This is a genomic window from Saccharothrix australiensis (assembly GCF_003634935.1).
Classification (GTDB): Bacteria; Actinomycetota; Actinomycetes; order Mycobacteriales; family Pseudonocardiaceae; genus Actinosynnema; species Actinosynnema australiense.
The window spans coordinates 1158562-1175886 of record NZ_RBXO01000001.1 but is presented as its reverse complement, the minus strand read 5'-3'; the positions used below and the strand labels follow the sequence as shown (position 1 = coordinate 1175886).

General features: G+C 74.3%; 16 protein-coding genes. 7 read left to right on the top strand and 9 right to left on the bottom strand.

Translation table 11 applies throughout. From position 1 onward, the window contains the following. Nucleotides 1-186: 186 nt before the first annotated feature. Nucleotides 187-486: a YciI family protein gene (locus tag C8E97_RS05670; RefSeq protein WP_121002295.1), complete on the bottom strand. Its 300-nt coding sequence runs from the start codon at nucleotides 484-486 to the stop codon at nucleotides 187-189. 192 nt (nucleotides 487-678) lie between these two features. Between C8E97_RS05670 and trpS the strand changes: the two genes are divergently transcribed. Continuing rightward, on the top strand, nucleotides 679-1644 hold the full coding sequence (gene trpS, locus C8E97_RS05665) for a tryptophan--tRNA ligase (protein WP_121002293.1): 966 nt from the start codon (nucleotides 679-681) through the stop codon (nucleotides 1642-1644). A 46-nt stretch (nucleotides 1645-1690) separates the two neighbouring features. Here the strand turns inward: trpS and C8E97_RS35815 are convergent, their stop codons facing one another. The 3 genes from C8E97_RS35815 to C8E97_RS05650 are packed head-to-tail and all read right to left on the bottom strand — an operon-like array spanning nucleotide 1691 to nucleotide 4507. Continuing rightward, the gene (locus C8E97_RS35815) at nucleotides 1691-2515 is read right to left on the bottom strand and encodes an NUDIX domain-containing protein (RefSeq protein WP_246018691.1); all 825 of its coding nucleotides are present in this window, start codon (nucleotides 2513-2515) and stop codon (nucleotides 1691-1693) included. A 16-nt stretch (nucleotides 2516-2531) separates the two neighbouring features. Next, nucleotides 2532-3800 carry a sensor histidine kinase gene (locus C8E97_RS05655; protein ID WP_121002291.1) on the bottom strand — a complete coding sequence of 423 codons (1269 nt, stop codon included), beginning with the start codon at nucleotides 3798-3800 and terminating at the stop codon, nucleotides 2532-2534. Continuing rightward, on the bottom strand, nucleotides 3797-4507 hold the full coding sequence (locus C8E97_RS05650) for a response regulator transcription factor (protein WP_170211628.1): 711 nt from the start codon (nucleotides 4505-4507) through the stop codon (nucleotides 3797-3799). Before C8E97_RS05650 ends, C8E97_RS05655 begins: the two co-directional genes overlap by 4 nt. Nucleotides 4508-4674: 167 nt before the next feature. Here C8E97_RS05650 and C8E97_RS05645 point away from each other — a divergent pair, with 167 nt between their 5' ends. The 3 genes from C8E97_RS05645 to C8E97_RS05630 all read left to right on the top strand — a co-directional run bounded on the left by C8E97_RS05645 (nucleotide 4675) and on the right by C8E97_RS05630 (nucleotide 8421). Further along, nucleotides 4675-5808, top strand: a complete 1134-nt coding sequence (locus C8E97_RS05645; protein ID WP_121002287.1) for a LolA family protein — start codon at nucleotides 4675-4677, stop codon at nucleotides 5806-5808. Nucleotides 5809-6577: 769 nt separating this feature from the next. Continuing rightward, nucleotides 6578-7588: an ABC transporter ATP-binding protein gene (locus C8E97_RS05635; protein ID WP_121002283.1), complete on the top strand. Its 1011-nt coding sequence runs from the start codon at nucleotides 6578-6580 to the stop codon at nucleotides 7586-7588. Beyond that, nucleotides 7588-8421 (top strand): ABC transporter permease, encoded by an 834-nt coding sequence (locus tag C8E97_RS05630; RefSeq protein WP_121002281.1) that lies wholly within the window; start codon nucleotides 7588-7590, stop codon nucleotides 8419-8421. Before C8E97_RS05635 ends, C8E97_RS05630 begins: the two co-directional genes overlap by 1 nt. A 155-nt stretch (nucleotides 8422-8576) precedes the next feature. Here the strand turns inward: C8E97_RS05630 and C8E97_RS05620 are convergent, their stop codons facing one another. The 3 genes from C8E97_RS05620 to C8E97_RS05610 are packed head-to-tail and all read right to left on the bottom strand — an operon-like array spanning nucleotide 8577 to nucleotide 12316. Further along, nucleotides 8577-9698: an ABC transporter ATP-binding protein gene (locus C8E97_RS05620; RefSeq protein WP_121002279.1), complete on the bottom strand. Its 1122-nt coding sequence runs from the start codon at nucleotides 9696-9698 to the stop codon at nucleotides 8577-8579. Then, nucleotides 9699-11264, bottom strand: a complete 1566-nt coding sequence (locus C8E97_RS05615) for an ABC transporter permease (protein WP_121010858.1) — start codon at nucleotides 11262-11264, stop codon at nucleotides 9699-9701. It abuts the gene before it with no gap. A 17-nt stretch (nucleotides 11265-11281) separates the two neighbouring features. Then, complete coding sequence (locus tag C8E97_RS05610) at nucleotides 11282-12316, bottom strand: thiamine ABC transporter substrate-binding protein (protein WP_121010855.1); 1035 nt, start codon at nucleotides 12314-12316, stop codon at nucleotides 11282-11284. 136 nt (nucleotides 12317-12452) lie between these two features. Between C8E97_RS05610 and C8E97_RS05605 the strand changes: the two genes are divergently transcribed. Then, nucleotides 12453-12746 (top strand): 4a-hydroxytetrahydrobiopterin dehydratase, encoded by a 294-nt coding sequence (locus C8E97_RS05605; RefSeq protein WP_121002277.1) that lies wholly within the window; start codon nucleotides 12453-12455, stop codon nucleotides 12744-12746. Here the strand turns inward: C8E97_RS05605 and C8E97_RS05600 are convergent. Further along, on the bottom strand, nucleotides 12702-13907 hold the full coding sequence (locus C8E97_RS05600) for a mannosyltransferase (protein ID WP_121002275.1): 1206 nt from the start codon (nucleotides 13905-13907) through the stop codon (nucleotides 12702-12704). The two genes, C8E97_RS05605 and C8E97_RS05600, sit on opposite strands and share 45 nt — an antisense overlap. A 364-nt stretch (nucleotides 13908-14271) precedes the next feature. Continuing rightward, on the bottom strand, nucleotides 14272-15351 hold the full coding sequence (gene ychF / locus C8E97_RS05595; RefSeq protein ID WP_121002273.1) for a redox-regulated ATPase YchF: 1080 nt from the start codon (nucleotides 15349-15351) through the stop codon (nucleotides 14272-14274). Between the two features lie 79 nt (nucleotides 15352-15430). Between ychF and C8E97_RS05590 the strand changes: the two genes are divergently transcribed. Both C8E97_RS05590 and C8E97_RS05585 read left to right on the top strand, forming a co-directional pair. After that, nucleotides 15431-16699 (top strand): bifunctional transcriptional activator/DNA repair enzyme AdaA, encoded by a 1269-nt coding sequence (locus C8E97_RS05590; protein ID WP_121010852.1) that lies wholly within the window; start codon nucleotides 15431-15433, stop codon nucleotides 16697-16699. Beyond that, nucleotides 16696-17199 carry a methylated-DNA--[protein]-cysteine S-methyltransferase gene (locus tag C8E97_RS05585; RefSeq protein WP_121002271.1) on the top strand — a complete coding sequence of 168 codons (504 nt, stop codon included), beginning with the start codon at nucleotides 16696-16698 and terminating at the stop codon, nucleotides 17197-17199. The genes C8E97_RS05590 and C8E97_RS05585 overlap by 4 nt, the downstream gene beginning before the upstream one ends. The last annotated feature ends 126 nt before the right edge of the window (nucleotides 17200-17325 follow it).

Sequence of the window (17325 nt, the reverse complement as noted above, 5' to 3'; positions counted from 1 at the left end):
CAAGGCGAAGTCAAGAAGAAGTGCCGCCGCTCCGAGCCCCGCTGCGACCGGTGCCCCGTGGTCGCCCTGCGGAAAGCGCGCGCGAAGGCGATCAAGAAAGCGGAGAAGGCGGCGCGGAAAGCCGCGAAAATGGCCGGGTGAGCCCGCGCCGCCCGGCCGCTCCGGGTGGCGGGCGGGTGCGGCCGATCAGGCCGGCACGGCTTCGTTGACCGTGGCCAGCTCCGGCGCGGTCCGGGTGGCCTCGAACTCCACCACCTGGTAGCGGGCCAGCTTCCGGATGGCGAAGGGATCGGTCGCGAGCAGGGCGTCGAGCTTCCCGCGCGGCATCGCGCGGGCGATGATAACGCCGCCCACGCGGGGCACCTGGCGCCCGGACACGAGGAAGCGACCGGCCTCGTACTGCTTGTTCAGCCAGTCCACGTGCTCCGGCAGTGCGTAGTCGACTTCGTCCAACGGCTTGATGTACTCCAGCAGCACGATGTACATGAAAAAATCGTAGACCTGGAGGACCCTCGGACAGCACGTTATGATCGCGGCTATGCGCACTCTTTACCCGTTCTGGTGGTCCGCTCCGCGGCGGCCCTGAGAACCGTGCGTTGACCAACGCAGGCCGCCCGCTCGGGCGGCCTTCGCGTGTGGAGGTCCGGTGGGCGGGCTCACCCTCCCGAAGGAGCTCCCATGATCAGGCTGTCCGCCATCACCCCGTCCGGTCCCGCTCAACTGGGCAACTACCTCGGCGCGATCCGGCAGTGGGCCGCCGAGGGCACCGACCAGGACGTGTACTTCATCAGCGACCTGCACGCGATGACGACCTCGCACAACCCGGCCCGGCTGCGATCGCTGGCGCGGGAGCAGTTGGCGGTGCTCATCGCCGCCGGGGTCGATCCGCGGTCCGTGGCGGTGCAATCCGACCTGGTGCGCGAGCTGGGCGCGCTCACGTGGGTGCTGGAGTGCACCTGCACGTACGGCGAGGCGGCGCGGATGATCCAGTTCAAGGAGAAGTCGGCCGGGCAGTCGTCGGTGCGGCTGAGCCTGCTCACCTACCCGGTGCTGATGGCCGCCGACATCCTGCTCCAGGGCGCGCACGAGGTGCCGGTGGGCGACGACCAGGCGCAGCACGTCGAACTGGCGCGGGTGCTCGCCCGGCGGTTCAACGGCACCTACGGCGAGGTGTTCGTGATGCCGAAGTCCGTGGTGCCGCCCACCGCCGCGCGCGTCCGCGACCTGGCGGACCCGTCCCGCAAGATGGCCAAGTCGGCGAAGGACGCGGCCGGCACGGTCTTCGTGCTCGACCCGCCGGACCTGGTGCGCCGCAAGATCAAGCGCGCGGTGACCGACGACCTCGGCGTCGTGCGGTACGCGCCGGACGCGCAGCCGGGCGTGGCGAACCTGCTGGAGATCCTGGCCGCGTGCACGGCGAAGGACCCGAAGGAGCTGGCGTCGACGCTGTCCGGCTACGCCGAGCTGAAGGAGGCCACGGCGGAGGCCGTCGTCGAGGAACTGCGCGGGGTGCGGGAGCGGACGCAGGCGCTGCTGGACGACCCGGCGGAGCTGGACCGGGTGCGCGCGCACGGCGCGGAGCGCGCCCGTGAGCGGTGCTCGCACCGCTTGGACGCCGCGCTGCGGATGTCCGGCCTGGGGTGATCCGACGGCCGGCCGGGCAGCCGCGACCCGGCTACCGGCCGGCCGTTCAGGCGGGTGGCGCCAGCAGGTCGTGCAGGGCGGGCAGCAGGACGCGGTCGGCGGGCAGCCAGTCCAGCCCGTCCAGCTCGGACGCGCCCACCCAGCGCACCTCCGGGTGGTCGCTCGCCCTCGGCTCGCCCCGCGCCAGCTCCGCCCGGAACACCCGCAGCAAGTGGTCGCCGCCCAGCGGGACGTCCGGGCCGAGCTGGTCGCCGGGCACCACCGCGACGCCCAGCTCCTCCTCGCACTCCCGCACGACCGCCGCGTGGTCGGACTCCCCCGGCTCGACCCGCCCGCCGGGCAGCTCCCAGCCGCCCGCCACCTCCGCCGGGTAGCCGCGCCGCTGGGCCAGCAGCAGGCCGTCCCGCACGATCGCCGCGCCCACCACGACCTTCGCGTCGGCCAGCAGGCGGCTGCGCTCGGAGACCGCCTGGGCCCGCGCCTGGAGCACCTTCAGCGCCAGCCCGCGGCCCACGACCACGTCGGCCAGCCGCCCGAACGGCCCGCCGGGGCTCGTCCACTCCACCGAGTCGACCACCATCGTGCCGCCGCCGGTGTGCAGCAGGTCCGTGACCAGCACGAACCGCGGCAGCGGCCCGCCGACCAGCTCCGCCGCGACACCGGTCGTGTCCGCCCTGGTGACCAGCAGCGTGCCGGTGACGGGGCCCACCGCGCCGGCCAGCTCCGCGCCGACGTGCAGCACCGGGCCGGCGGAGCCGATGCGCACGCCCAGGCCGCGGATCGACCGCGCCAGCAGCCGGGCGTCCAACAGGGCCGCGGCGACCGTCCGCAGGGGCGCGTCGACCAGGGTGGTCGCTCTCAACTCCGGCACGGGAAAGATCCTGCCATCACCGGTAGGCGGGCCAGCGCACCTCCAGGCGCGCGCCGCCCTCCGGTGACTCCAGGGCGCGGACCGTGCCCCGGCGGCGCGTCACCAGGTGGGCGACCAGCGCCAGGCCCAGCCCGAACCCGCCGGTCGCGCGGCCCCGGTCGGACTCCACCCGGTGGAACCGGTCGAACACCTTCTCGCGGTGCTCGGGCGGGATGCCGTGGCCGTCGTCGTCCACCAGCAGCCGGATCTCGCGGGGCGCGGGCAGCACCGAGATCCGGATGAAGGTCTGCGCGTAGCGGCTCGCGTTGCGGATCAGGTTGTCCAGCACCAGCTCGACCTCGGTGCGGGCGGCCTGGATCAGGCACGCGCCGATCGGGGCGTGGATCGACAGCAGCAGCCCGGTCTCGGGCATCCGCTCCACCGCGGCCTGCGCCTGGAGCACCAGGTCGACCGGCTCGGCGCGGGGCAGCTCGCCGGTGTCCGCGCGGGCCAGCATCAGCAGCGCGTCCACCAGGCTCGACAGCCGCTCCGACTCCTCCACCACGGACTCCAGGACCTCCAGGGAGAAGTCCGGGTCCGGGTGCGCCACGGCGACCTCGGCCTGGGCGCGCACGGAGGTGACCGGTGACCGCAGCTCGTGCGCGGCGTCCCCGGTGAACCGGCGCAGCCGCTCGGTCGCCTCGTCGCGCCTGGCCAGCAGGGCGTTGAGGGCGACGGCGAGGGCCTGGAGCTCGTCGCGCGCGGCGGGCACGGGCAGCCGCTCGCCCCTGGGCAGCTCGCCCGCGGCCGCCCGCATCCGCTCCACCGGGCGCAGCGACGACCGCACCGACAGCCAGGTCGCGATGCCCACCAGGCCGGCCACCAGCACCGCCGCGACCGCGAGCCACCGGGTGCCCAGCTCGTTCGCCTCCCGGTAGCCGACCAGGGTGTCCCCCGTGACGTGCAGTTGCGGCGTGCCGTCCGCGGTGAACACCACCCGGCCCAGCCAGCGGTGCGCGCTGGGGCCGTCGACGCGCAGCACCCGTTCGCCCGCCTTGAGCCGCCGGATCTCCTGCGGGGTCAGGTCGGGCGCGGGCCCGCCGTCCAGCGGGTTGCCCGCGACGTCCAGCACGCGGACCGCACCCGCCCGCGCCAGCTCGGCGTCGACCGCGCCGACCTGGACGCGCCCGATCAGGCTCGGGGCGAGCAGGGTGAGCGCCAGCAGGCACAGCAGCGCCACGCCGGTCGACACGACGGTGATCCGGAACCGCAGCGTGCGCCGCAGCCACCAGCGGCGCGGGTTCACCTGCGCCTGGCGGCCGTCGAGTCCAGCGCCGCGTCCAGGTCGGGCGTCGAGGCCAGGTAGCCGTGGCCCCGCACGGTGCGCACCACCTCCCCCGCGCCCATCGCGTCCAGCTTGCGCCGCAGGTAGCCGACGTAGACCTCGACCGCGTTGCGGGTCGCCGCCTGCTCGTCGCCCCACACGGTGCGGAGCAGCTCGTCCTTGGTCACCACCGAGCCCGCGCGGCTGGCCAGCACGTCCAGCACGGCGTACTCGCGGGGCGACAGGCTCACCGGCGAGCCCGCCCAGCTCACCTCGCGCACCGCGCGGTCGACCACCAGCTCGCCCAGCTTGAGCTTGCGCCTGGCCAGGTCGGCCTGGTTGCGCCGGAGCAACGCCCGCACCTGCGCGACCAGCACCACGAAGCTGAACGGCTTGACCAGGTAGCCGTCCGCGCCCAGGTCGAGCCCGTCGGCCTGGTCCACCTCGCCGTCCTTCGCCGACACCATGAGCACCGGTGTCCGCACGCCCTCGGCGCGCATCCGCTGGAGCACCCGGTAGCCGCTCAGGCCGGGCAGCATGACGTCCAGCAGCACGACGTCGAAAGCGCCCGTCAACGCCACCCGCAGCGCGTTCGGCCCGTCGGCGGCCGTGACCACCTCCATGCCCTCCGCGGACAGGCCGCGCTCCAGGGCGCGCCGCACGCCCACCTCGTCGTCAACTACCAGCACCCGTGGCCTCACGCCTCTCAGGATGCCCCGGCGGGGGGACGATCGGCGCGGCGTCTCAGCCCGTTCTCAGGACGGCCGCCGCTCTCAGCGCGATCTCAGCCGGACCCGAGGAAGGTTTGCGGTGTCGGACCGGCGCCCGGTCGGTCGACGCCCTTGGAGGAGGGGACATGAACCGGAGAAGGGTGACCGTGGCCACCGCGGCGGTCGGCGTCATCGCCGGGGCCGCGGGTCTGGGGGTGCTCGCGCTGCCCGCCGGTGCGGGGCCCGCGCCCGTCCTGCCGGACGTGAGCGCGGAGTCCCTGGTGGAGTCGGTGCTCACGGCGAAGCCGGCCGCGTTCGGCGGCACGGTCGAGGTGGCCAACGACCTGGGCATCCCGGCCATCGCGGGCCTGCCGCAGCTGTCGGACGGCGACTCGAAGCTGCGCATGTGGACCGACGGCGAGGGGCGCGTGCGGGTGCAGCTGCCGTCGGGCGACGCCGAGCGGACGTTCGTCGACGACGGGCAGACGGGTTGGCTGTGGGACTCGGCCGACCAGACGGTCAAGCAGCTGCCCCACGGCACGCGGTCCGCGCCGGCGTTGGACCTCGACCCGGAGGGCGGGCGGTCCGTGCCGTCGGACCCGGTCTCGCTGTCCCGCGAGGTCGTGGCCAAGATCAAGGAGTTCAGCGACGTCAGCGTCGACGGCACGGCCCGCGTCGCGGGGCGGTCGACCTACGAGCTGGTGCTGAGCCCCAAGCCCACCGAGCGGACGGTCCTGCGCGAGGTGCGCGTGGCCGTGGACTCCGAGCTGCGCGTGCCGCTGCGGGTGGCCGTGCTGACCAACGGGACGGACGTGCCCGCGGTGCAGGTCGGCTTCGCGGAGCTGAACGTGGGCGCGCAGGACGCGAGCCTGTTCACCTTCACCCCGCCGGCGGGCGCGAAGGTCGAGCAGTCCACGCCGGACGGCCCGACGGAGGAGGAGAAGGCGCTCGCGGAGAGCGCGCTGGCCGAGGCCGGGCCCGAGGTCCACGGTGAGGGCTGGGACGTCGTGCTGACCGCCAGGGTGACCCCGGACGCGCTGACCGGGATGGCCGAGGCGCGGCAGCGGTCGGGTCGCGAGTGGAAGGGCGGCGAGGACTCGGCGGACGTCGACGTCCAGGGCCTGCTCAAGCAGCTGGGCAAGCAGGTCGGCGGCCCGTGGGGCAGCGGGACGCTGATCACCACCAGGGTGGGTGGCCTCCTGCTGGCCGACGACGGCCGGGTGGCCGTCGGCGCGGTGCCGGAGCAGGTGCTGACCGAGAGCATCGCGAAGGTGAAGTGACCGCGCGGCCGACGCCAGGTCCCATCCCTCGGCGTCGGTCGACCCGGCGGGAGCGCCGAGCCCGCCCGGTCCGGACGCGCGACACCGCACTACCCGGCACGTCAAGACCCGGCACGACCCATCCGAGAGGGGCCGCCATGAGTTCGTCGAACCGCCTCGGCGGCACTGGACGCACCGTGGTCCCGGGTGCGGTTGCGACGCGGATGTGCCCAGCGCACTTCGGCGCGGCGGCGCGTTCGGCCGGTGGGCGCGGCACCGGCGCGTCCGCCCCCGGCTCAATCGGGACGTCCCCAAGGCGCGGTGCCACTGGCGGACCCGAACCGGACCGCGGGTGTCGCGACCCTCGTCGCCGTGCCGTCAGCGGCCGGGGAGGCCCGAACGCCGGGTGGCCATACCCTTCGGTCGCACCCGTGGCCGGGGACGGGAAGCCGGCACCGCGCTCACCCGGGTTCGGCACGCCCGACCCGGGTGATCGACCGACTACGACCTCCAGGAGGTCCGACATGGCGTCGCGAGCCGCGCCGCACGGCGTGGGCCACCACCACGCGCACCGCGCACCGACCGACGACCGGCCGCACGCGACCGGGGCCGGCGACGCCGGGCGGGCCGTGGTCGGCCCGTGGTCGGCGGCCCGCCCGGTCCGGGCACGTCGGGCCAGGGGGCGACCGCACCACCGGCGCGGACCGGGCGCGAGCCACCCGGTCCGTCTGGACCGTCGACCACGCACCGCCGCGCACCACGTCGCGGACCGAGCACGGGAGAAGACCGCATGACCACCTCGACCAGCGCGCGGGCGGAGCCGGCCGGCACCGGCGCCACCCCCGCCCTCGCGGCCCGCACGCGGGGGCTGCGCAAGGTGTACGGGCACACCGTCGCGGTGGACCGGGTGGACCTCGACGTGCCGCGGGGGGCGGTGCTCGGGATGCTCGGCCCCAACGGGTCGGGCAAGACCACCACGATCCGGATGCTGCTCGGGCTCGTGCGGCCGACCGAGGGTGAGGTCGAGCTGCTGGGCGAGCGGCTGCCGGACGGGGCCGCGGCGGCGCTGCCGCACGTCGGCGCGCTGGTCGAGGGTCCGGGTTTCCACCCGTTCCTGTCCGGCCGGGAGAACCTCCGGCGGGTCGCGGCGTTCGAGCCGCTGCTCGCCACCGGCTCCATCAAGCAGGCGGTGGAGGACGCGTTGGAGCGGGTCGGGCTCGCCGCCGCCGCGCACCGCCGGTACCGGGGCTACTCGCTGGGCATGAAGCAGCGCCTCGGGCTGGCGTCCGCGCTGCTGGTGGAGCGCAAGCTGATCGTGCTCGACGAGCCGACCAACGGCCTCGACCCGGCGGGCACGCGGGAGGTGCGCAACGTCATCGCCGAGTTGCGCAACGGCAGCACCACCGTCGTGGTGTCGTCGCACCTGCTCAGCGAGATCGAGGCGACCTGCACGCACGTCGCCGTGCTGCACCGGGGCACCGTCGTGGCCCAGGGCGACCTGGCCGAGCTGCTCCAGGCCGAGAGCAGTGCGCTCCTGGTGGTCACGCCGGAGTGGATGGAGGCGTTGAACGTGCTGCGGGAGGGCCGGATCTCGGCGCGGCCGTCCCTCGACGGGCTGCGCGTCGAGCTGATCGGCACCACGCCGCCCGCCGTGCTGGAGACGCTGGTCAAGGCGGGCATCCCGGTGTGGGAGGCGCGGCGGCAGCGCACCGGGCTGGAGGAGCTGTTCGCCCGGCTGACCGAGGCGGAGGAAGCCGACGAGGGGCTGTCCGCGGTGGACACGATCGAGGAGAAGGCGTGATGGGCACCCTGGTCGCGACCCGCGCCCCGCTGGGCAGGCAGCTGCGGTCGGAGCTGCGGTGGATCGTGCGCAGGCCGCGCACGGTGATCGGGCTGTCGGCGCTGTGCCTGGTGCCGCTGCTGGCGGGCATCGGGCTGTGGTTCGCGCTCGACGGCGACGGGCCGGCCGGGCCGGGTCTCGCCGCGATCATCTCGGGCAACGGCCTGGTGCTGCCGGTGTTCACGCTGTTCCTGGCGCTGCCGCTGCTGCTGCCCCTGGTCGGGGCGATCTGGGCGGCGGACGGGCTGGCGGGCGAGTCGCAGCACGGCACGCTGCGCGGGCTGCTGCTGTCCCCGGTGGGGCGGTTGCGGCTGCTGGCGATCAAGGCGTTCGGCGTGGCCACGATGACGCTGTTCGCGGTCGCGCTGATCGCGGTCGTCGGCGCCGTCGTCGGCGCGATCCTGTTCGGCGGACAGGGGATGTTGACGCTGTCCGGCAACACCCTGCCGTTCGTCGACGCGCTGGGGCGGATCGCGCTGACCGTCGCGCTGGTGACGTTCCAGGTGTGGGGTGTGTCGGCGATCGCGCTGGCGATCTCGGCGTGCACCGAGCACCCGCTGGTCGTGATGGCGGCGACGATGGCGGGCGTGATCGTGTCCGGGGTGCTCGGCCTGTTCAGCGCGCTGGACTGGCTGCACCCGTACCTGATCACCTCGGGCTGGGACGACCTGGTCGACGTGATGCGCGACCCGCTGCCGACCGATCAGCTGTGGCACAGCACGGCGTTGGCGGGCTGCTACGTCCTGATCGGACTGTCGCTGGCGGCAATGCGGTTGGCGACGAAGGACACCTGAGGCAGGCTCTGCCCGTGTTCCTCCAGCACTGGCCGGAGCCGATCCCCGGTTCCGAGCACGGCGAGGTCGAGTACGCGCTCGACCGGGCGGAGTGGGCCGCCGCCCGGTGACGCGATGCCGTCGGACGCCGCCCGGTGACGCGATGCCGTCGGGCGCTACCCGATGACGGCGATGCCGTCGTGGTCGACGGCCAGCCGGACCCGGTCGCCGGGAGCAGGGGGTGCGGCGACCGGGGCCACCGCCTCGAACTCGTCCGCTACCCCGCCGAAGCCGGGCACGCCGGTCGCACCCGACCGGTCCACGCCGGCACCGGCCTGATCGGCACCGGCCTGATCGGGACCGACCTGTTCCGCACCGGCCTCGCCCGCAGCGGCGGCGGCGTCGGCGCCCGGCTCGCTGCCCGCCCCGACCAACCGGACCAGCAGTCGGACGTGATCGCGGCGGTGGACGCGTTCCAGCACCTCCGCCGACAGCGGGCCGTCCGGGTCCACGCGCAGTGCCGTCGCCCGCAGCCCGACCCGCGCGGGCACCCCCAGGAGTCGCCGCGCCGCCTCCGCGCCCAGCACCTTCCCGCACCCGAGGAACCGGGCCACCTCGACGTCCACCGGCGACCGCCACACCAGGGACGGCGGCCCGACCTGGCGGATCCGACCCGCCCGCATCACCGCCACCCGGTCCGCCAGCGTGAACGCCTCGTCGTGGTCGTGCGTCACCACCAGCGCCGTCGCGCCGGCCTCCCGCAGCAGCCGCGCCAGGTCCACCGCCAACGACTCCCGCAACGCCCGGTCCAGCGCCGACAGCGGCTCGTCCAGCAGCAGCAGCCGGGGTCGCGGCGCGAGCGCACGGGCCAGCGCCACCCGCTGCTGCTCGCCGCCGGACAGCTCGGTCACCTTCCGCCGCTGGTACCCGCCGAGGCCGACCAGCTCCAGCAGCTCGTCGACCCGCGCACGCCGGACCTCCCGCGGCTCCCGGCGCATCCGCAGCCCGAACGCCACGTTGCCCGCCACGTCCCGGTGCGGGAACAGCTGCCCGTCCTGGAACACCAGGCCGAACCCCCGCCGGTGGACCGGAGTGCCCGCCACGTCCACGCCGTCCCACGCCACCACGCCCGCCGACGGCTGCTCCAGCCCCGCGACGGCCCGCAGCAGCGTCGACTTCCCGCACCCCGACGGCCCCAGCAGCGCCACCACCTCGCCGTCGCCGACCGCGAGGTCCACGTCGGACACCGCCTCGACCGCCCCGTACCGGACGCTGATCCCGTTCAGCTCCAACGCCATCTAGAACTCCCCGCCGGCCGGCACCCGCAGCCGCTCGATCAGCAGCACCGCCGCCGTGGTCACCACCATCAGCAGCGCGCACGCCGCGTACGCCAGCTGGCTGTTCAACTCGCCCGGCCGCGACATCAGCCGCGCGATCACGACCGGCAGCGTCGGCGCGTCCGGTCGGGCCAGGAAGCTGGTCGCCCCGAACTCGCCCAGCGCCACCACGAACCCGAACCCCGCCGCCGCGACCAGCGACCGGGCCGCCAGCGGCAGGTCGACCTCCCGCCACACCCGCCACGGGCTCGCGCCCAGCGTCGCGGCGGCCTGCCGCAGCCGCTCGTCGACCGCACGCAGCACCGGCAGCACGATCCGCACCACCAGCGGCGTCACCACGAGCGCCTGCGCCAGCGGCACCAGCAGCGGCGAGGTGCGGAAGTCGCCGGGCAGCGCGTCCATCGTGATCAGGTACCCGAACCCGACGGTCACCGCCGACACGCCAAGCGGCAGCATCAGCGCCGTGTCCAGGGTCTCCGCGAGCCACGACCCGTGCCGCCGCAACGCGACCAGCACCACCGCCGACAGCACGCCCACGACCAGCGCGACCAGCGTCGCGTCCGTGGCCGTGCGCACCGAGTTCACCGCCGCCTGCCACCCGGGCACGGCGAGCGTGCCGCGCTCGCCCGTGCCGGCCAGCGCCCGGTACCCGGCGAGGCTCCAGCCGTCGTCGGTGGCCAGGGACCGCACCACCAGGCCCACCACGGGCAGCAGCAGCGCGCCGACCACCAGCCAGGCCGCCGCCACCACGCCCCACTCGCCGCCGGCGGGTCGACGCGGGGCCTCCACCCGCAGGGCCAGCGACCGCTCGCGACGGCGTCGGGCCGCCCCGCCCAGCAGCAGCACCGCCAGCACGGCCGCGAACTGGAGCAACGACAGCGCCGCCGCACCCGACAGGTCGAACAGCTCGACCGTGCGCAGGTAGATCTCGGTCTCCAGGGTCCGGTGCCGCGCGCCGCCGAGCACCAGCACCACCCCGAAACTGGTGGCGCAGAACAGGAACACCACCGAGGCCGCCGACCCGATCGCGGGCGCCAGCGCGGGCAGCACCACCGAGGTGAACGCCCGCGCCCTGGACGCGCCCAGCGCCCGCGCCGCGTCCTCGGCCCGCCGGTCGACCCGAGCCCACAGCCCGCCGACGGTCCGGGCCACCACGGCGACGTTGAAGAACGCGTTCGCCAGCACGATCGGCAGCACGCCGCCGTCCGGCCACAGCGCCCGGAACGCCAGCCCGACCACCACGGTCGGCAGCACGAACGGCACCATCACCGCCGCCCGCACCAGGCCCGTGCCCCACACCCGGCACCTGGCCAGCAGGAACGCCACCGGCAGCCCCGCGACCAGCGCGAGCGCCGTGGCCGCCGCCGCCTGGCCGAGGGTGAAGCCGACCAGGTCCCAGGTGCGCGGGTCGGCCAGCACCGGCCACACCGCGCCCGAGCGCTCGACCGCGCCGAACCCGAAGCCCAGGCCGACGATCGCGACCACCGGCCAGGCGAAGAACACCCCGAGGAACGCCAGGGGCAGCAGCGCGGCGATCGACCAGGTCAGCCTTGGACCAGGGAGCGCCACTGCTGGACCCACCGCTCGCGGTTGGCGTCGACCTGGCTCGCGGGCAGGGCGCGCGCCTCGTCGGGCAGCGGCGCGGCCTTGGTCCACGCCTCGGGCAGCGCCACGCCCTCGCGCGACGGGTACACGTACATCTGACCGGGCACCTCGGCCTGGAACTGCTCCGACAGCAGGAAGTCCACGACCTTGCGCGCGTCCTCGGCGTTCTTCGCCCCGTTCAGCACGCCCGCGTACTCGACCTGCCGGTAGCAGGTGTCCAGCAGCGCCTTGGTGCGCGGCGCGCCGTCGTCGCCGATCTCGGCCGACGGCGACGACGCGTAGGACACCACGATCGGCCGCGGCCCCTTGCCGCTGGAGCCGGAGAAGTCCTGCGTGTACGCCTCTTCCCAGCCGCTGACCACCTTCACGCCGTTGGCCTTCAGCTTCGACCAGTACTCCGGCCAGCCCGACTCGCCGAACTCGGCGATCGTGCCCAGCAGGAACGCCAGGCCGGGCGAGGAGGTGGCCGGGTCCTCGACGACGAGCAGGTCCCGGTACTTCGGGTCGGCCAGGTCGGCGTAGGTCCGCGGCTCGCCCTTGTCGCGCAGCGCGGCGACGTCGACGTTCACGCACACGTCGCCGACGTCGACCGCGTGCAGCCGGTCGGGCGGGTCGAGGCGGTAGCGCTGCGCGCCCCGGTCCGCGCCGGCGGCGGCGTACTCGGCGAACACGCCCTCGCCCAGCGCCCGCGAGGCGAACGTCGAGTCGACGCCGAACGCCACGTCGCCGATCGGGTTGCCCTTGGTGAGCACCAGCTTGTTGGTCAGCTCGCCCGCGTCGCCGCTCGCCAGGGTCTTCACGGTGATCCCGGTCTCGCGCTTGAACGCGTCGAGCACCTCGGGCCGCACGGCGAACGAGTCGTGCGTCACCAGCGTGACGACCCGCTCACCCGGTGGCGGCGGGTCGCCGGCGGTCACCGAGCACGCGGTCAACGCGATCCCGGCGCAGGCGGCGGTCAGCACACGTCGCAGCATCATCTCTCCCTACACCGGCATGACCCGGATCAGGTGTGGACGGTCGAGGGCTGGCGCGCCCTCCTCTCAGCCCGGCGCAGCACCGGACTCCCGTGGCAAACGGGCACCTTACGCCATCCGGTGGCAACATCGACGCATGGCCGAGCTGCTGACCGACGACCAGGTGACCCGAGCCCTGTCCACGCTGCCGGACTGGCGGGCGCAGGACGCGGCGCTGGTGCGCACCGCGGAACTGGCGAGCTTCACGCAGGCGATCCAGGTGGTGAACCGGGTCGCGGAGATCGCCGAGAACGACGACCACCACCCGGACATCGACATCCGCTGGCGCACGCTGACCTTCCGGTGCAGCACGCACTCCGCCGGTGGCATCACCGCGCTGGACGTGTCACTGGCGGAGGAGATCGACGGAGTGCTCGACGCGCTCGCGTGAGCGCTCCCGCAGCACCACGGCGATCGTCACGAGGGTGAGCAGCCCCACCGCCGGGTACACCCAGCCGAGCAGCGACAGGTACCAGGGGCGCGAGGTGATCCAGATCGACTCCTGCGCCTTGAGCAGGAACGAGATCAGGTAGCTGCCGATCGCGAGCAGCCACGCCCACGCGGTGACCGTCGCGAGGCGGTGGCGCACGCCCTGGACCAGCCACAGCAGCGCGGGCACCGCCCACACCCAGTGGTGGCTCCACGAGATCGGCGACACCAGCAGGCCCAGGAACTGGACGGCGACGATCATCGCCAGCCGGTCGCCCGCCCGCACCGCCGAGCGCAGCGCCCACGCCGTCGCCGCGACGGCCACCGCCGCGCCGAGCAGGAAGACCGGCCCCGTCTCCACGTCGTGCCCGACGGTCCGCGACAGCGCGCCGCGCAGCGACTGGTTGATCGCCGACCCGACCGGGCCGACGCGGGAGGCGTCACCGAGCAGCTCGAACCAGAACTGGTGGGACTGGCTCGCGGAGACCGCGTACCCGAGGCCGACCGTGCCCGCGAACGCGGCGATCGACCAGGCGGCGGCCTTGAAGTTCCGCGTCACCAGGAAGTACAGCCCCGAGATGGCGGGCGTGAGCTTGACGCCCGCCGCGAGCCCGACGCCCGCGCCTGCGAGCCAGGGCCGCGCGCTGACCAGCGTCGCCAGCAGCAGTGCGGCGAGGACCAGGTTGATTTGCCCGTAGTTCAGCGTCGTCCGCACCGGCTCGACCCACACGAACAACGCGGTCCACAGCAGCGCCCGGCGCGGGTCCGCGCTGCCCGCCAGGTCGAGCGACTTGCGCACCAGGAGCCACAGGCACGCCAGGCAGAGCAGTTGCCAGACCCACCGCGCCACGCCCCACGAGACCCAGGACAGCGGCGCGAACAGGAGCGCCGCGAACGGCGGGTAGGTGAACGGCAGGGCGAACTGGTCGGAGAACTCCTTGAGCCGCCACTGGTACAGCCCGCCGGTGAACAGCTCGGGCGAGCCGTTCCGGTAGACCAGCAGGTCCACCATCGTCATCTTGGTCTGGAGCGCCACCATCACGAGGTGGCCGGCGAGCGACAGCCCGAACAGCCAGGGCGCGACGGGGAACACCCGAGCCTCGACCGCTCGCAGCTTCGTCACCGGTTGCCTCCTCGATCGTGTGAATTGCGCGACTGTCGGGCCACTATTCCGGGTACTCGTACGTCAAGACGAGTGGGAGATCAACGCAAGGGGATTCGCATGACCGCCGACATCGTCGTGTTCACCGTCGCAGCGCTCGGGATGCTGGCCACCGCCGGGGGCGTCTTCGCCCTCGCGCGCCACAGCCGCAACCAGGTCCGCTGACGCGGTGACCTGCTGACGCCACTTCCGGGGGCCTTCCGCGCGACGCGGGAGGCCCCTTTCGCCGCCCCGCGGCGTCCCCGGCCCGCGGGCGCACCGGAACCGCGAGCGCACCGGGCCCGCGGTGGTCGCGGGTACGCCGACCGGCCGCGTCCGACCGGGGTCAGACGTTGAACCGGAACTCCACCACGTCGCCGTCCGCCATCACGTAGTCCTTGCCCTCCATGCGGACCTTGCCCGCGGCCTTCGCGGCGGCCATCGAGCCCGCCTCCACGAGGTCGTCGAACGAGACCACCTCGGCCTTGATGAAGCCGCGCTCGAAGTCGGTGTGGATGACGCCCGCCGCCTGCGGCGCGGTCGCGCCCTTCGGGATCGTCCAGGCCCGCGACTCCTTCGGCCCCGCCGTCAGGTAGGTTTGGAGGCCCAGGGTGTGGAAACCCGCGCGGGCCAGGGCGTGCAGGCCCGGCTCGTGCTGGCCGATGGACTCCAGCAGCTCGCGCGCCGACTCCTCGTCCAGCTCCAGCAGCTCCGCCTCGACCTTCGCGTCCAGGAACACCGCGTCCGCGGGCGCGACCAGCTCGCGCAGCTCCTTGAGCCTGGCCTCGTCGGTCAGGACGGCCTCGTCCGCGTTGAACACGTAGAGGAACGGCTTGGTGGTGAGCAGGCTCAGCTCCCGCAGCAGCTCGCCGTCCACTTCGGACCGCGCCGCGAACAGCGTGCGGCCCCCGTTGAGGACGTCGCGCGCCTTGACCGCGGCCTCCAGCGCCGGCCGGCGGTCCTTCTGCGTCCGGGCTTCCTTCTCCAGGCGCGGGACGGCCTTCTCCAGCGTCTGGAGGTCGGCGAGGATCAACTCGGTGTTGATCGTCTCGATGTCGGCCGACGGGTCGACGCGGCCGTCGACGTGCACCACGTCGGCGTCGTCGAAGACCCGGATCACCTGGCAGATGGCGTTCGCCTCGCGGATGTTGGCGAGGAACTTGTTGCCCAGGCCGGCGCCTTCGGACGCGCCCTTCACGATGCCCGCGATGTCGACGAACGACACCACGGCGGGCACCTCGCGCTCGGAGCCGAAGATCGCCGCCAGCCTGCCGAGGCGGGCGTCCGGCAACGGCACCACGCCGACGTTCGGCTCGATGGTGGCGAAGGGGTAGTTCGCCGCGAGGACGTCGTTGCGCGTGAGGGCGTTGAACAGGGTGGACTTGCCGACGTTGGGCAGGCCGACGATACCGAGGGTCAAACTCACGGGTGGTGAGTCTACGCGCTGGGACGCCGTGTCCGATTCCCGCGAGACCGCTGGTGCCGGCGGTGGCAGAGTGACCGGCATGTTGGTCGACGCCGAACGCGCCTACCGGGCGGTCGCCGCCCGCGACGCCCGTTTCGACGGGTGCTTCATCCTCGCCGTGCGGACCACCCGCATCTACTGCCGCCCGTCGTGCCCGGCGGTGACGCCGAAGCGGCGCAACGCGGAGTTCTACCCGACCGCCGCCGCCGCGCAGTCGGCCGGCTACCGGGCGTGCCGCCGGTGCCTGCCCGACGCCGTGCCGGGCTCGCCCGAGTGGAACCTCCGGGCCGACCTCGCCGCGCGGGCGATGCGGCTGATCTCCGACGGCGTCGTGGAGCGGGAGGGCGTGCCCGGCCTGGCCGGTCGGCTCGGCTACTCGGAGCGGCACCTGACCAGGGTGCTGACCGCCGAACTCGGCGCGGGTCCGCTGGCGCTGGCCCGCGCGCACCGGGCGCACTCGGCGCGGCTGCTGATCGAGACGACGGACCTGACGTTCTCCGACATCGCGTTCGCCGCCGGGTTCGCCAGCGTGCGGCAGTTCAACGACACGATCCGGACCGTGTTCGCGGCCACGCCGTCCGACCTGCGGTCCAAGCGCTCGGTCGTCGGCAACGCCGGCCGCATCTCGCTCCGCCTGCCCTACCGGCCGCCGTTCGACGCCGCCGGCCTGCTGGCCTACTTCCGGGCGTGCGCGATCCCCGGCGTCGAGCACGTGACGGACACCACCTACGCCCGGTCGCTGCGGCTGCCGCACGGGCAGGCGACGGTGCTCCTGGAACCCGCCGACGGGCACGTGGCGTGCTCGCTGCGCCTCACCGACCTGCGCGACCTGGGCAGCGCGGTGAGCCGCGTGCGCCGCCTGCTCGACCTGGACGCCGACCCGCAGGCGGTGGACGAGTTCCTGGGCGGCGACCCGGTGCTGAGGCCCCTGGTGCTGTCCCGGCCGGGGGTGCGGCTGCCGGGCAGCGTCGACGGGGCCGAGACCCTGCTGCGGGCGCTCGGCCACGTGTCGCCGGGCGAACCGCTGGAGGTGCCGGACGGGCCGGTGACGCACCTCTACCCCGCGCCGGCGGAGATCGACTCGCCGGTCGCGGCGGCGCTGGCGGACGGCCGCCTCGTCGTGGACGTCGGGCGGGACGCCGACGAGCTGCACGCCGAGCTGGCGGCGTTCCCCGGTGTCGGCCCGGACGTCGCCCGCTACGTCGTGATGCGCGTGCTCGGCGCGCCCGACATGCCCTTGACCACGGACAACGCGGCTTGGCGCCCTTGGCGCTCGTACGCCGCGATGCACCTCAGGAGGACCGCATGAGCACCGGACACACCGCCACGGTTGACACCCCGATCGGACCGTTCACGACCGTCGTGGCCGCGGACGGGGTCGTGCTGGCCAGCGGCTGGACCGCCTCCGTGGACGACCTGCTGCCGCAGGTGTCGCCCTCGCTGCGGCCGGCGGAGCTGACCGCGCGCCGCGACCTCGGCGCGGTGACCAGGGCGGTGCGCGACTACCACGGCGGCGACCTGGACGCGATCGTCGACGTGCCGGTGCGGCAGCGCTCGGGCAGCTTCGTGGAACAGGCGTGGGACGCCCTGCGCACCGTGCCGGCGGGCAAACCGGTGAGCTACGCCGACTACGCCCTCCTCGCCGGCCGGCCTTCGGCCGTCCGCGCCGCCGCCACGGCCTGCGCGCGCAACGCGGCGACCCTGTTCGTGCCGTGCCACCGCGTGATCAGGAGCGGCGGCGCGATCGGCAACTTCCGCTGGGGCGTGGACGTGAAGCGCTGGCTGCTCAACCACGAGGACCGGGGGTAGCCGCGGCCGAGCGGGACCGCTGGGTGGGGCAGTCTGCCACAGGGGTGCGACAGTTCTCCGCGCGGTCGCGCGCTGAGCTGCGGTGACGGGCATAACCGGTTGGCGCGGCCGCCGATCGAGGGTTCC

What these genes read in the sequence shown, in the direction of transcription:
- C8E97_RS05670 (WP_121002295.1), bottom strand. Translation starts at nt 486, where the DNA reads ATGTACATCGTGCTGCTGGAGTACATCAAGCCGTTGGACGAAGTCGAC.
- trpS (WP_121002293.1), top strand. Translation starts at nt 679, where the DNA reads ATGATCAGGCTGTCCGCCATCACCCCGTCCGGTCCCGCTCAACTGGGC.
- C8E97_RS05645 (WP_121002287.1), top strand. Translation starts at nt 4,675, where the DNA reads ATGAACCGGAGAAGGGTGACCGTGGCCACCGCGGCGGTCGGCGTCATC.
- C8E97_RS05635 (WP_121002283.1), top strand. Translation starts at nt 6,578, where the DNA reads ATGACCACCTCGACCAGCGCGCGGGCGGAGCCGGCCGGCACCGGCGCC.
- C8E97_RS05630 (WP_121002281.1), top strand. Translation starts at nt 7,588, where the DNA reads ATGGGCACCCTGGTCGCGACCCGCGCCCCGCTGGGCAGGCAGCTGCGG.
- C8E97_RS05620 (WP_121002279.1), bottom strand. Translation starts at nt 9,698, where the DNA reads ATGGCGTTGGAGCTGAACGGGATCAGCGTCCGGTACGGGGCGGTCGAG.
- C8E97_RS05610 (WP_121010855.1), bottom strand. Translation starts at nt 12,316, where the DNA reads ATGCTGCGACGTGTGCTGACCGCCGCCTGCGCCGGGATCGCGTTGACC.
- C8E97_RS05605 (WP_121002277.1), top strand. Translation starts at nt 12,453, where the DNA reads ATGGCCGAGCTGCTGACCGACGACCAGGTGACCCGAGCCCTGTCCACG.
- C8E97_RS05590 (WP_121010852.1), top strand. Translation starts at nt 15,431, where the DNA reads ATGTTGGTCGACGCCGAACGCGCCTACCGGGCGGTCGCCGCCCGCGAC.
- C8E97_RS05585 (WP_121002271.1), top strand. Translation starts at nt 16,696, where the DNA reads ATGAGCACCGGACACACCGCCACGGTTGACACCCCGATCGGACCGTTC.